This is a genomic window from Pseudoalteromonas sp. TB25 (assembly GCF_000497995.1).
Lineage (GTDB): Bacteria > Pseudomonadota > Gammaproteobacteria > Enterobacterales > Alteromonadaceae > Pseudoalteromonas > Pseudoalteromonas distincta.
Genome location: NZ_AUTI01000358.1, coordinates 1 through 12,141, shown reverse-complemented (window position 1 = coordinate 12,141; position 12,141 = coordinate 1). Strand labels below are relative to the sequence as shown.

Below are 12,141 nucleotides of genomic sequence, written 5' to 3'. Positions count from 1 at the left end.
GGCGGTTTTTTGCTTTGTGGAGTTTAATTAATGACTAAAGCAACGAACCTATCAACCTCACAGCTATTAATAAAACATCTTTTATTATGGGTGGTATTTGGTTACTGCTATCAAAGTGCTATTAGCTTGTTGGCAAAAATGGCGGTCGACGCACAGCCAGAATATCCATTAATTACCGCTTTTGCTTATGGTCTTGGTTTTAATATTTTGGCTGCCCATCTTATTACTAAATATGATAAACATTGGCCAGTAATTGGCTCTGCTTTTATTGGTTTAGTAGGCTTAGTTGCAGTGCCATTTTTATTGTCTGGTGAATCTGGATTATTAGCTATTCCTTTACTTGTTGGAATTTTATTCACTTTACCGCTTTGTAGTTATATTGTTGGCCTAATTAAGCTAAAACTCAGCAAAAACTAGCCCCAAACGGGGTTTATTTTGTGATAGCATACAAGTGTCTTTTAACTAACAAAACGTGAAAAACACATTATGTCAGATAATTTTACTACAGATGCTGAAAAAGCAAGTTACGGTATTGGCTTACAAATGGGTGAGCAACTTAAGTCTAATCCTTTTGAAGGCTTAAACCTAAATTCAGTATTTGAAGGCATGAAAGATGCGTACGCTGGTAGCGCATTTCAAGTTGAGATCCCTGAGATTCAAGCTGCATTCGAAAAGATTAACGAAGAGATCCAAGCTCGTCGTGAAGAAGAATCTAAAGTACTTTCTGCCGAAGGTATTGCATTCTTAGAAGAAAACGCAAAACGTCCTGAAATCACAGTAACTGAGTCTGGTCTTCAATACGAAGTACTAGCGACTGGCGAAGGCGAAAAGCCAACAGCTGAGTCTACAGTACGTGTTGATTACCACGGTACACTAATTAACGGTACTGTGTTTGATAGCTCATACGAGCGCGGTCAACCAGCTGAATTTCCAGTTGGTGGCGTGATCAAAGGCTGGACTGAAGCATTACAAATGATGCCTGTAGGTACTAAATGGCGTATCTACGTTCCTCATGAGCTTGCTTATGGTGAACGTGGCGCAGGTGCTGCAATCGCACCTTTCTCAACGCTTGTATTTGACGTTGAACTACACGAAATCATTTCTTAATTTAAATAAATTTTAAAATTAAGAGTTTAAAAAGCCGTATTCAATCTGAATACGGCTTTTTTGTGTCTGTAATCTAAGTGTTTTATACCAATTCGATTAATTAAGTGATCTATTTTGCGCTAAGAAAATAGGGTTGATAACAAGGCAAAAACTTTTTTAACTAATTGTTATCACTAATTGCTCCTGCATTGCTCTACCTTTTGCATCAATGCAGTCGTATATCATAATTTTTTACGCAGTTAGCGCAAAGTTTAATCCCTTGAATTGATCAAGTATTATTGCCGATCGATATTATATATTCTAAAAATAAAAAAACCGCATTAATAAAATGCGGTTTATAAACTAAAACTACTTTTAATTATTAAAAATAGCCACGAACACCAAAGCGGAAGTTTCTGCCTGGTAGTGGGGCTTTATCTTTAATAAATGAGCTATGTACAAAACCTAACTCATCAGTAATGTTATCAACGTTTATATACAGCTGTGCATCGACACTGCCTAAACCTAATTGGTAATTAGCTTGTGCATCAAATAACGTATAGCCATCAGTTTGAGTTTCAAAGGCAGTTACATCGTTTTGATCAAAGTAATGAGTACCCGTTAATGTTAGTTGTAAGTCACCTAAATCGTACTGTAACTCAGAGCCTAATTTATTGGCAGGGATACGTGGTAAATTACCTTCGTCGTCTTTTAGTTTTGCACGAGTTGAGTCACCAAATACTTTAACCATAGCGCTTGGTGTTACTTGGTAATGCGCGTCAAACTCAATTCCATAAAGCTCTGCGTCTTTACTTGTAAATTGATAAACCGCAACAGCATCGTCATGTGCACCAATAGCTGATTCTAAACCATCTTCTTCATCGTAAACTAACCCCGTATTTTCTTGAAAATAAAAGTTTTTGATATCGTTATAGAAAAAGTTAACGGTGTAACCAAAATCACCGCTAAAGCGTCTAAAGCTTAAATCTAAGTTTGTTGAAGTTTCCTGCTTGATATTTTCTGGCTCAAAGTGCGCTTCATTATCTTCAATATTGTAACCAAGGCCTAGCTCGTAAGTGCCAGTTGCAATGTGTAAACCGTTAGATAAAAGCTCTGCCGAAAGTGGTGCTCGTTCTGAATGAGAAATACTCGTAGCGATACTATGACCTGGCTTGTATTGCCAAATGGCACCAGCAGAGGCACTTAAATTGGTAAAACTTTCATCATACCCAATGGTTTCTTCGTCGCTGTGATCTATTTCTACTTCATCGTGGCTATGCTCGTGTGCCGTGATTTGGCTTTCAATTTTGTAATCTTCAACACGTGCGCCAAGTTCAATTGTAATGTCGCCAAATTCACGCTCTTCTAGTAAATATAATGCGTTAGTTGTAGTTACACTTGCGGGTGTAAAGGCTTCTTCACCAATTGCATCGTAGTCAGAATCGCTGTAGTGATAGCCCATCATTCCGTGCCAATCAGCAAACTTATGCTCTACATTTAAACGTGCTTCAGTCGTTTTATTTTTAAAAGTAGTACCAATTTCGCCATCTTCAATTTCGCTGTGCGAGTAATCTGTGTAGCCAACACGTAGGTTGATGGTTTCAATCCAGTTATTATGAAGGGCGTAACTTACAAGCCCTTGCCAGCGATCTTGCTCTAAATGTGCATAAACCGGCTCTTCAGCTGCTTCGTCTTCATGTTCTGCATGCTCTTCTTCAGTTTCACCTTCGTGATCGTGATGATGCTCATGCCCAGGAATACCGTAATCGGTATCAATACTACCGTACGAAAAACCAATCGTTAAATGATCGCCAACATAGCTAGTACCAAAGTTAAGTGTTTCGCTATCAATAAAAGTATTTTCTACAGAACTCTCTGTTTCTACATCGCCATCATCGTCGGCAATAGTGAAGGTAGGTGTTTGGTAATCATCGCCATTGCGCTTAGTGCCATCAAAATGAAAGTTAAAGCCTTCATTACCTGTTTCAAGTTTTGCAGCTACTGTGTTTGAGTTTGACACTGTATCGTGGCTGTATTCAGCAGCACCCGTAAGCTCGTCGATATTGTCTGTAGGAATGCGGTTATCAACCACGTTTACAACACCGCCAATTGCACCAGAGCCATAAAGTAGGGTACTTGGGCCACGTAATACTTCAATTTGTTCTGCTGCTAGGCTATCGCTTGATGTCGCATGGTCTGGGCCAATACGTGATGCATCGCTGGCATCTAATCCGTTTTGTGTGATTTTAACGCGAGGGCCATCTAAACCACGAATAATTGGGCTTGATGATACAGGGCCAAAGTAACTTGCATTTACGCCTGGTAAACCTTTTAGCGTTTCACCAAGAGTTGGTTTAGATTTATTTCTTAATTCATCACCTGAGAGCACGCTTACTGGCGATATCATCTCGAGGCTATTTTTATGAAGTGCAGAGGCATAAACAACCACTGTCTCAACTGATGTTGGTTTAAGTGACACAGACAGATTATTTGAAGATTCGCTTACAGCAATACGAGAGTCTACGTAGTTGTCTTTACTAATATGTAATTGGCTATTTGCATCGATTTCTATAGCAAATTCGCCTAAATCATTACTTTTAACGCTTTGGTTTTTGCCATGCACATGAATTGAGGCATTTTTGATTGGTTGATTTTTATCATCCATTACTTTACCAGTAACAGTGGCAGCCAAAGCTGATTGAGAACATAAAACAGAAAAAATAGCAGAGGAGATTAATGTTAACTTTGTCATGGATATATTGGTTCGCGGTTATTATGTTGTGATATAATATAACACCGCAAAATCAGTGAATCAACAATGTTATAGTATAACTTTGTGTTTTGCGATGAATGATCTAAAAATGACGATTAAACCAATTTTATAAAAATTATAATAATAGGTATGTTAATAGAAATACTTATTTATTTAAGTGCGAGACTCATAGCGCTGCAGGTTTATCTGGGTATTTAAGAGCGGCTATCTATCATTATCAAATCTAGTTTATGCTGCGCTCTTGTCTGGTTTGTTATATCTATAGATTCAATCATTTCGCATTCGTCGCGGATCATCTCTGAAATAAGGCTAGGGTAGTGACGGCAGTCTTCTGGACGGTCAAGGTAAATACTGCAGGTATACATATTTTTAGCGAGAGGCTCCTTTTTAGGCGCAATTTCTAAAAATGGGCACACTTGAAGTCTTAAGCCTGTTTTTGGGTCAAACCAAATTTCGTTGTTTTTAACGTACTCATAAATTTCGGGGTTAAAGAGCTCCCATAAACCTATTTCTTCTTTCGTTGCGCTTAAGTCGCCGCCACCATATTTAATACAGCATTTACCACACTGGTTGCACTCTTTCATAATTTGCTAATTTAGTTGGCTGTTAACACATTTAAGTTAGGTATTAGTGTAGCACCAAATTTATTATTAACGCTCTACTGAATTGCCCCAGTATTTGCTTTTTGGGTGTGTAAAAAAGTTAGATACAATAACTTAAGTTAAAACCCCTTGTTACATTTTATATAGTACAGGCTTTATTTAATGCTTTACTCTAAGGTGGCGAAAAATATTATGAAACCTGCTTGGGCAGTTTTGTAGTTATTAAATGTTGCTGAGCGGGATCCCTAAGTAGGATGTAATTATGAAAGAAGCTGTTACTAAGTTAAAAACAGAATTTAATGCAAAGTTATTATATTGGAACAACCTCAAAAGTAGTAAAGCCAAAGCGGCAATCATCTTATTATTTATAGTTGTCATTGCACTTAAAGTGTTTACGACCATCTTTACGTTGGATTGGGTTGCAAGTTTATGCAGTGTGTGAGGTTACTAAGAGTAATTGCGATAAAGTTTAATTACAGTGTGTTTAACGCCTACGCGATGTTCATTATTAATGTATTATTACGCTATACACCAAATTAAATAAATCAGTTGTTTAAATACATTTTATAATGACTGTAATGATACATTTTAGCTAAATTGAGTCAGTAAATTAGTTTAGTTGCACTAAAGGATAACCAGTGATGATGAATACAAAAATATATAAAGCGGTACATGACCTAGCAGAAGATTTAATGGCGGCGGCTAACAAAAATAACCGAGAAAAATTTGAATCTTTATTTGCTCAATTAAAAGCGATTTGTATTGAAAACGAAAATACCTCAAAAGATCACCCAGTACAATGGGAAACTTTGGCTGATTTTACCGAAGAGCTAGAAGAGGCAATCACGACTTATGAAAAAGCATTAGAAAAGTCTGTTGCGATTAATAACAAAGATCACATGTCATCAGTTTCTTTTTCAATGGCTACACTGCAGCTAGAACTTGGTCAAAAAGACGAGGCTATTAAAAATCTTCAAAATGCTAAGGTTAGTGCTAATAAAATTGAAGATAAAGAGCTTAAAGCTGAAATACACGATCTACTAGAGTCACTTATTGAAGAAGAAGGTTAAATACTTAAAATTTACTAGCTCAGACTTGATCTGACAGTTACCCATATTAAATACTATTTCTTTGGATTTAGCTTAAGTTAGTACAATTTAATGAAACGCTGATGGTTTATACCCTCAGCGTTTTTTATTTCCGCTATTTATAGCTTATCCATAAAGTTCACAATGTACTTTGCAATCTCAACTGGTTTTTCTTCAACACTAAAGTGTCCTGAATCGAGTAAATGTATTTCAGCGTTCGGTACACCTTTTAAATATGCTTTAGCGCCTGCGGCTATAAACGCAGGGTCGTTTTTACCCATACAATTAATGTTGCTGGTTGGTACTTGCGTAAATAAGCTTGCCATTTAGGGTAGTCGAGAAGGTTATTGTAGTAATCTTGTAGCAATTGTACTTGAATTACTCTATCGGATTTAGTTTGTAAAAAGTGAAGATCGTGCGTCCAGCTATCAGGGCTCATTACTTCTGGGTTACTTTGTACGTCTCGTAAATATTGCTTATTAATAATGGCTTTATTAGACGTGAACGAATAAATTTTATCACTCTGCGCTTGTGATTTGTCCTCATTCGCGGCTTTAAAAAAAGCTTGCCTCGGTAGGGTTAGCCCCTCTAAATACGCATTACCATTTTGTACAATAAGTGCATCAAGTTTATTTGGGTTATTTAACAACATTCTAAAGCCCACAGGAGCTCCAAAGTCCTGTATATAAAGGCTGTAGCGCTTTACTTTAAGTGTTGTTAGTAATCCTTCAACGTATTGAGCTAGTAATTAAAAAGTATATTTTTGAGTTTTTGGGTTTGGGCGTGCGCTATAACCAGAGCCTAAATAATCAGGTGCAATCACATGATAACGACCTGATAAGAGTGGGATCAATTCTCGGTAGCTGTGTGAAGACGACGGATACCCATGTAAAAGTACAATGGTTTGCTTATGCTACGCGCCAGCTTCTCGGTAAAATATCTTTTTACCGTTTACATTTGCATATTTGTAAGTGGTTTTTGAAGGCCATACAGCATCAGCGGCATATACTTGAGCGGTAAACGTAGATATTGAAACTAATAAATACACAATAAATGAGACGATGTGAGCAGGTTTTACTTTAAGGCTTTTTTGTATATCTGGGTGCATTAGTAAACTCGTTATTTTTGGTAATGTCGCTTTATTTACCAGACCTGTTATTTACACATTTATATTCAGATAATAACGTTGTAGTTTCACAGCAAAGAAGTGTACAGCAGGAGTAAGTGCAGCTTTGGACCTTATAAGATACTGATGAGCCAACAGTGGGCTAGGGCGTTAGCTCTTTATTGACCGCTTTTTTGTATTTGAAATAGCTTATTAAATAAACGGCTATTGGAATCGTTGGGCTTAAAAATATGTGAGGATGGAAATAGATACCGCGTTCGTCATATAGAAACATATATAACACGAGCGCAAACGTTGAAGGTAAGGGGAAGGTGATTGCACCGTGCCCAACAGCAGCAAATAGTGTCCACGAGAAAACACTAGGCCAAAGCACAGCTCTGATGTAAGCACCTTTATTAGTCGCTTTAGCCTTTTTAGCGTAATTACGTGAAACAAAATAAGATATTACCGTTGGAAACAAAGTTAAAATGACACTTAACAGTATAAGCATAGTGATTCAATTCCTTTTGATATTATTTGCATAACCCAGTTTTTCACAATGTGTTAATTGGTTTGAGTTAATACCGTTTTTAAAGCAGCAATTTGCTTAATTTCATCAGCTGTTAATGCTTGATATAACCTAGGATAGGGCCAACCATAGCCCCATCTGAAAGTCGATGGTATATAAGGGCTGCCACCAAATCGAACTCCAGCAAGCATAATGTTCGCTATACTCGTTTCGCCGGCTTCAATAACACACTGTTGCAAGGCTTTATCTGCTTCTAAACGTTGCCAATAAGTGCCACCTTGCCAGTAGGCGTAGTCGTGCGCTTTACAACATGCAAGCCACAACTTTTTATCTTTTGTCGTGCCGTCCGGAAAAGCACTACAGCCATCTGATGTGAACGGTTTTATATTTTCAGCATTTACTGTATTACTTAATATGACCAGTAAGACAATGGAACTGAAACGCATTATTTTCATACGAAAGAGTGTATTAGTAAAATTATACATGATTTTAAGTGTTACTGTTTTAGTTACAAATAATAACACTTTAAAAAGTATAAAAAAGGTTTTTACTGTTTATAGACCGGTTATGCTTATATGATAATTTTGATTTAGAGCTTTTTGTTTAGATATTCTATGCGTTCTATTTTCTTCGCTAGTTGCGAGGTGTTAATACTAAAAGTGCTGGTTAAAAAATTTACTAAAATATTAGATTAAGGTTTACACATGGTGTGTTGCATTTGTACTTTAGGAGAGGAGCTGTGCTAGAACAAATAGAAAATTGGATTGACGCTACAAATTTAAAATACAGCAGTCAAAAAGTGAGTTGTGATAAATTCAGTAATGAATTTTATGGGTTTTATTCTAGCGAGTTTTTAAAAAACGCGTATTACGTTGTTGTAGACCAAATACCAAAGCCAGACTTTGCGGGTCTGCGAGAAATGGGTCTAGGTGATTTTGTCGATATGGACGCGGCGGGTATAACGTATAAAAATACCTATTACCTACTTCCTGAGGTTGCAAAAGATTTGAGGGTTCATTTTCATGAGCTTGTGCATGTAGCGCAGTGGCTTAAACTTGGTCCTGACGCGTTTATGATGCGTTACATTAGCGAAATCCAACATGTAGGATATAACGACGCTCCGCTTGAAAAAATGGCATATGCTCTGGATACGCAATTTGCAAGTAAAGGCAATAAAATAGACGTTCTTAGGCACGTAGCCCAAACGCTGTAACTCAATTTTAGATTTAAAGGAGTTTATATGTACAGAATTATTGGGTGTTTACTTACTTTAGCGTGTATAAATAGTAATGCAGCATCGTTTGAAGAAGATATTGTTTCAGCTCTGCTTGAGCGTACAACTCATGATGTGACTTACGACGGCGCTTATCGCTCTATTGGCTACCCTGGTGGGGATGTACCTAAAAATATAGGTGTGTGCACCGATGTAATAATTAGAAGTTATAGAAAGTTAGGTGTTGATTTACAGAAACTCGTGCACGAAGACATGCAAAAAAACTTTGCGCTGTATCCATCTAAACGTATTTGGGGCTTAACTAAGCCTGATAAAAATATAGATCACCGACGTGTTCCAAATTTACAAGCTTACTTTGAGCGCCATGCAAACGTATTGAGTGAATCCAACAAAGTGAGTGATTATAAAACCGGCGATATAGTAACGTGGATGTTACCAGGTAATTTACCTCATATAGGTATGGTGATTAATGAGTTATCTCAAGATACGGGTAACCCACTTATTGTGCATAATATAGGGCGTGGTCCGCAAAAAAGCGATATGCTTTTTGATTATAAAATTACCGGACATTACCGGTTCGTTCCACACTATTGATAAGTTTAATAAACGATGGATGTAAGTATTGATTTTTATTTCAGATCAATACTTACATTGCCATTGGGTTTACAGCAGCACAACAGTATTTCGCCTTCGCGCACAAACGCAAGTGGCTCTTCGTTATATTCAACACTACCTGACACTAACGTTGCTCTACAGGCGCCGCAGTAACCTTCGCGGCATTGGAATGCGACGTCTATTTTCATGGATTCTAAGCACTGTAAAAGAGAAGGGCAGCCAGCGGTAAATTCTATACACTGGCTGTTTTCTGCAAGCGTTATGCTTGCAGTAGACTTGTCACTCATTATAAATCAAAATCACCAAATTCTGATGCATCAACTTGAGAGTCTATTTGACCAACAAGGTATGAGCTTATTTCTGCTTCTTGTGGTGCTACTTGCACGTTATCAGACACTAACCACGAGTTTATCCACGGGATAGGGTTACTGTTATTTTCAAACTGTGCTGGCAAACCAATCGCAGTCATACGTGCATTGGTAATGTATTCAACGTACTGACATAAAATATGTTTATTTAAGCCAATCATTGAACCATCTTTAAATAAGTATTCGGCCCACTCTTTTTCTTGCTCTGCAGCATCAACAAACATTTTAATTGCTTCGTCGCGGCACTGGGCAGCAACAATCGCCATTTCTGGATCGTCCTTACCGTCTTGCATAATGTTTAAAATATGCTGAGTACCAGAAAGGTGAAGTGCTTCATCGCGTGCAATTAGCTTGATGATTTTAGCGTTACCTTCCATTAGCTCGCGCTCAGCAAATGCAAACGAACATGCAAAGCTTACGTAAAAGCGAATCGCTTCAAGAATATTTACTGACATCATAGCCAGGTAAAGTTTCTTTTTAAGCTCAAATAAATTAATGATAACTGTTTTACCGTTAATCTCGTGTTTGCCTTCACCGTATAAGTTGTAAAGCGATACAGAGTTAATTAAGTCATCGTAGTATTTAGTTACGGCATCAGCACGTTCGCTAATTTTATCGTTGCTAACAATGTCATCAAAAATAAGCTCAGGTGCTTGTGTTACGTTACGGATAATATGCGTGTATGAGCGGCTGTGAATTGTTTCACTGAACGCCCACGTTTCTATCCATGTTTCAAGCTCTGGTAGCGATACAATTGGAAGTAGAGCCACGTTTGGCGAACGACCTTGTACACTATCAAGCAGTGTTTGGTATTTTAAGTTGCTTAAAAATATATGCTTTTCGTGATCTGGTAATGCTTGAAAGTCTAAACGGTCTTTACTTACATCTACTTCCTCAGGACGCCAAAAGAAAGACAGTTGCTTTTCAATTAATTTTTCAAAAATTGGGTATTTTTGTTGGTCGTAACGAGATACGTTTACAGTTTGGCCAAAAAACATTGGCTCTTGCATTTGGTTATTATGGTTTCGGCTAAAAGTAGTATAAGACATTTTTATCACTCAAAAAACTATCAGAAAAAGCGGGCTAAATGCCCGCTTAAAATAAAAATCAGCAGTTATATTTTACACGCGCCGCCTTCACAATCGTCATCTTCCACTTCTGGAGCATCTTCTTGTGAATCTGAGGCGCCATCGCGAGTATTGTGGTAATACAAGGTTTTAACACCTAGTTTGTACGCGCTTAGTAAGTCTTTTAATAAGACTTGCATAGGTACTTTACCGCCTTCGAACTTGTTTGGATCATAATTTGTATTTGCAGAAATTGTTTGGTCAACAAATTTTTGCATTATGCCAACAAGCTGTAAATAACCATCGTTTGATGGAATGTCCCATAGTAGCTCGTACTGATCTTTTAAACGCTCATACTCAGGAACAACTTGTTTTAAAATACCGTCTTTACTTGCTTTAACGCTAATATGTCCACGTGGTGGCTCAATACCGTTAGTTGCGTTAGAGATTTGCGACGATGTTTCTGATGGCATTAATGCACTTAGTGTTGAGTTACGCATACCGTGCTCTTTAATACTTGCACGTAGTGTATCCCAATCAAGATGAAGTGGCTCATCACAAATTTTATCTAAATCACGTTTGTACGTATCTGTTGGCATAATACCTTGTGAATACGTTGTTTCGTTAAACTTAGGACATGCGCCACGCTCTTTAGCAAGCTCGTTTGATGCTTTCATTAAGTAATATTGAATAGCTTCAAAGGTTTTATGTGTTAATGCATTAGCGCTGCCATCAGAATAACGTTTACCGTTTTTAGCTAGGTAGTATGCGTAGTTAATTACGCCTATTCCTAGTGTACGACGACCCATAGTTGCATTTTTAGCAGCCGGTACAGGGTAGTCTTGGAAATCAAGTAAGTTATCAAGTGCGCGTACTGCAAGTTCAGCTAGCTCTTCAAGCTCATCAAGTGACTCTATTGCACCTAGGTTAAACGCAGAAAGTGTACAAAGGGCAATTTCGCCTTCTTCGTCATTCACGTTATTAAGTGGCTTAGTTGGCAATGCAATTTCTAAACATAAGTTAGATTGGCGAATTGGCGCAACTTTAGAAATAAATGGGCTGTGTGTATTACAGTGATCCACATTTTGTAAATAAATACGACCAGTACTTGCACGCTCTTGCGCAAACATAGAGAAAAGCTCAATGGCTTTAATGCGTTTTTTACGAATAGACTCGTCTTGTTCGTATTTAACGTAAAGTGCGTCAAACTCAGCTTGGTCTTCAAAAAATGCATCATAAAGGCCAGGCACATCTGATGGGCTAAATAATGTAATGTAATCATCTTTAATTAAACGAGAGTACATTAATTTATTAAACTGTACGCCGTAATCTAGGTGGCGAACGCGGTTATCATCTACACCACGGTTATTTTTAAGTACAAGTAGGTTCTCTACTTCTAAATGCCAAAGCGGGTAGAATAATGTTGCTGCGCCGCCACGTACACCACCTTGTGAACAACTTTTAACCGCTGTTTGAAAGTGCTTATAAAAAGGGATACAACCTGTGTGATACGCTTCGCCGTTACGAATATGGCTACCTAGCGCACGAATTCGACCTGCATTAATACCAATTCCCGCACGTTGTGAAACGTATTTAACAATAGCTGACGACGTTGCATTGATTGAATCAAGGCTGTCGCCACATTCAATCAATACACACGAGCTAAACTGGCGA

The 12,141-nt window shown here is 37.8% G+C and carries 17 protein-coding genes; 6 read left to right on the top strand and 11 right to left on the bottom strand.

Annotation, left to right across the window (positions count from 1 at the left end; translation table 11 throughout):
- Positions 1-30: 30 nt before the first annotated feature.
- Together L652_RS0115185 and L652_RS0115180 are read left to right on the top strand one after the other, a co-directional pair.
- Positions 31-417, top strand: coding sequence for a hypothetical protein (locus L652_RS0115185; protein WP_024597253.1), 387 nt, complete (start codon positions 31-33; stop codon positions 415-417).
- A 69-nt stretch (positions 418-486) separates the two neighbouring features.
- A complete protein-coding gene (locus L652_RS0115180; RefSeq protein WP_002962890.1) occupies positions 487-1,107 on the top strand; it encodes an FKBP-type peptidyl-prolyl cis-trans isomerase in 621 nt (206 codons plus the stop codon).
- Positions 1,108-1,468: 361 nt separating this feature from the next.
- Here L652_RS0115180 and L652_RS0115175 read toward each other — a convergent pair whose 3' ends face one another.
- Both L652_RS0115175 and L652_RS0115170 read right to left on the bottom strand, forming a co-directional pair.
- A complete protein-coding gene (locus tag L652_RS0115175; protein WP_024597254.1) occupies positions 1,469-3,838 on the bottom strand; it encodes a TonB-dependent receptor in 2,370 nt (789 codons plus the stop codon).
- 215 nt (positions 3,839-4,053) lie between these two features.
- Positions 4,054-4,443, bottom strand: a complete 390-nt coding sequence (locus L652_RS0115170; protein WP_024597255.1) for a YkgJ family cysteine cluster protein — start codon at positions 4,441-4,443, stop codon at positions 4,054-4,056.
- A gap of 280 nt (positions 4,444-4,723) precedes the next feature.
- Here L652_RS0115170 and L652_RS0115165 point away from each other — a divergent pair, with 280 nt between their 5' ends.
- Together L652_RS0115165 and L652_RS0115160 are read left to right on the top strand one after the other, a co-directional pair.
- Entirely contained in the window at positions 4,724-4,903 is a 180-nt protein-coding gene (locus L652_RS0115165; RefSeq protein WP_024597256.1) for a hypothetical protein, read from the top strand.
- A 199-nt stretch (positions 4,904-5,102) separates the two neighbouring features.
- Positions 5,103-5,531 (top strand): hypothetical protein, encoded by a 429-nt coding sequence (locus tag L652_RS0115160; RefSeq protein WP_002961147.1) that lies wholly within the window; start codon positions 5,103-5,105, stop codon positions 5,529-5,531.
- A 137-nt stretch (positions 5,532-5,668) separates the two neighbouring features.
- On the opposite strand, the gene L652_RS1000000125510 is transcribed toward L652_RS0115160, so the two are convergent.
- From L652_RS1000000125510 to L652_RS0115145, 6 genes are all read right to left on the bottom strand, one after another.
- On the bottom strand, positions 5,669-5,830 hold the full coding sequence (locus L652_RS1000000125510) for a hypothetical protein (RefSeq protein WP_253947737.1): 162 nt from the start codon (positions 5,828-5,830) through the stop codon (positions 5,669-5,671).
- A complete protein-coding gene (locus L652_RS1000000125505) occupies positions 5,803-6,201 on the bottom strand; it encodes a hypothetical protein (protein WP_253947738.1) in 399 nt (132 codons plus the stop codon). The genes L652_RS1000000125510 and L652_RS1000000125505 overlap by 28 nt, the downstream gene beginning before the upstream one ends.
- Positions 6,202-6,297: 96 nt before the next feature.
- Positions 6,298-6,402: a hypothetical protein gene (locus L652_RS1000000125500; protein WP_253947739.1), complete on the bottom strand. Its 105-nt coding sequence runs from the start codon at positions 6,400-6,402 to the stop codon at positions 6,298-6,300.
- A gap of 60 nt (positions 6,403-6,462) precedes the next feature.
- Positions 6,463-6,657, bottom strand: a complete 195-nt coding sequence (locus L652_RS1000000125495; RefSeq protein ID WP_253947740.1) for a hypothetical protein — start codon at positions 6,655-6,657, stop codon at positions 6,463-6,465.
- A gap of 160 nt (positions 6,658-6,817) precedes the next feature.
- On the bottom strand, positions 6,818-7,165 hold the full coding sequence (locus L652_RS0115150) for a hypothetical protein (protein ID WP_024597257.1): 348 nt from the start codon (positions 7,163-7,165) through the stop codon (positions 6,818-6,820).
- Positions 7,166-7,218: 53 nt separating this feature from the next.
- Positions 7,219-7,629: a hypothetical protein gene (locus tag L652_RS0115145; RefSeq protein ID WP_024597258.1), complete on the bottom strand. Its 411-nt coding sequence runs from the start codon at positions 7,627-7,629 to the stop codon at positions 7,219-7,221.
- Between the two features lie 293 nt (positions 7,630-7,922).
- Between L652_RS0115145 and L652_RS0115140 the strand changes: the two genes are divergently transcribed.
- Both L652_RS0115140 and L652_RS0115135 read left to right on the top strand, forming a co-directional pair.
- Positions 7,923-8,396, top strand: coding sequence for a hypothetical protein (locus L652_RS0115140; protein WP_024597259.1), 474 nt, complete (start codon positions 7,923-7,925; stop codon positions 8,394-8,396).
- A gap of 27 nt (positions 8,397-8,423) precedes the next feature.
- Complete coding sequence (locus L652_RS0115135; protein WP_024597260.1) at positions 8,424-9,011, top strand: DUF1287 domain-containing protein; 588 nt, start codon at positions 8,424-8,426, stop codon at positions 9,009-9,011.
- Positions 9,012-9,046: 35 nt separating this feature from the next.
- Here the strand turns inward: L652_RS0115135 and yfaE are convergent, their stop codons facing one another.
- From yfaE to nrdA, 3 genes are all read right to left on the bottom strand, one after another.
- Positions 9,047-9,319 (bottom strand): class I ribonucleotide reductase maintenance protein YfaE, encoded by a 273-nt coding sequence (yfaE, locus tag L652_RS0115130; RefSeq protein ID WP_024590148.1) that lies wholly within the window; start codon positions 9,317-9,319, stop codon positions 9,047-9,049.
- Positions 9,319-10,449, bottom strand: a complete 1,131-nt coding sequence (gene nrdB, locus L652_RS0115125; RefSeq protein WP_002961159.1) for a class Ia ribonucleoside-diphosphate reductase subunit beta — start codon at positions 10,447-10,449, stop codon at positions 9,319-9,321. Before nrdB ends, yfaE begins: the two co-directional genes overlap by 1 nt.
- Positions 10,450-10,514: 65 nt before the next feature.
- A partial coding sequence (gene nrdA, locus L652_RS01000000123905) for a class 1a ribonucleoside-diphosphate reductase subunit alpha (RefSeq protein WP_024603533.1) occupies positions 10,515-12,141 on the bottom strand: 1,627 nt, incomplete at its 5' end.

Excerpts from the sequence above, each read along its gene's own strand:
- L652_RS0115185 (WP_024597253.1), top strand. The coding sequence starts at position 31 with ATGACTAAAGCAACGAACCTATCAACCTCACAGCTATTAATAAAACAT.
- L652_RS0115180 (WP_002962890.1), top strand. The coding sequence starts at position 487 with ATGTCAGATAATTTTACTACAGATGCTGAAAAAGCAAGTTACGGTATT.
- L652_RS0115175 (WP_024597254.1), bottom strand. The coding sequence starts at position 3,838 with ATGACAAAGTTAACATTAATCTCCTCTGCTATTTTTTCTGTTTTATGT.
- L652_RS0115170 (WP_024597255.1), bottom strand. The coding sequence starts at position 4,443 with ATGAAAGAGTGCAACCAGTGTGGTAAATGCTGTATTAAATATGGTGGC.
- L652_RS0115165 (WP_024597256.1), top strand. The coding sequence starts at position 4,724 with ATGAAAGAAGCTGTTACTAAGTTAAAAACAGAATTTAATGCAAAGTTA.
- L652_RS0115160 (WP_002961147.1), top strand. The coding sequence starts at position 5,103 with ATGATGAATACAAAAATATATAAAGCGGTACATGACCTAGCAGAAGAT.
- L652_RS1000000125510 (WP_253947737.1), bottom strand. The coding sequence starts at position 5,830 with ATGGGTAAAAACGACCCTGCGTTTATAGCCGCAGGCGCTAAAGCATAT.
- L652_RS1000000125505 (WP_253947738.1), bottom strand. The coding sequence starts at position 6,201 with ATGTTGTTAAATAACCCAAATAAACTTGATGCACTTATTGTACAAAAT.
- L652_RS1000000125495 (WP_253947740.1), bottom strand. The coding sequence starts at position 6,657 with ATGCACCCAGATATACAAAAAAGCCTTAAAGTAAAACCTGCTCACATC.
- L652_RS0115150 (WP_024597257.1), bottom strand. The coding sequence starts at position 7,165 with ATGCTTATACTGTTAAGTGTCATTTTAACTTTGTTTCCAACGGTAATA.
- L652_RS0115145 (WP_024597258.1), bottom strand. The coding sequence starts at position 7,629 with ATGCGTTTCAGTTCCATTGTCTTACTGGTCATATTAAGTAATACAGTA.
- L652_RS0115135 (WP_024597260.1), top strand. The coding sequence starts at position 8,424 with ATGTACAGAATTATTGGGTGTTTACTTACTTTAGCGTGTATAAATAGT.
- yfaE (WP_024590148.1), bottom strand. The coding sequence starts at position 9,319 with ATGAGTGACAAGTCTACTGCAAGCATAACGCTTGCAGAAAACAGCCAG.
- nrdB (WP_002961159.1), bottom strand. The coding sequence starts at position 10,449 with ATGTCTTATACTACTTTTAGCCGAAACCATAATAACCAAATGCAAGAG.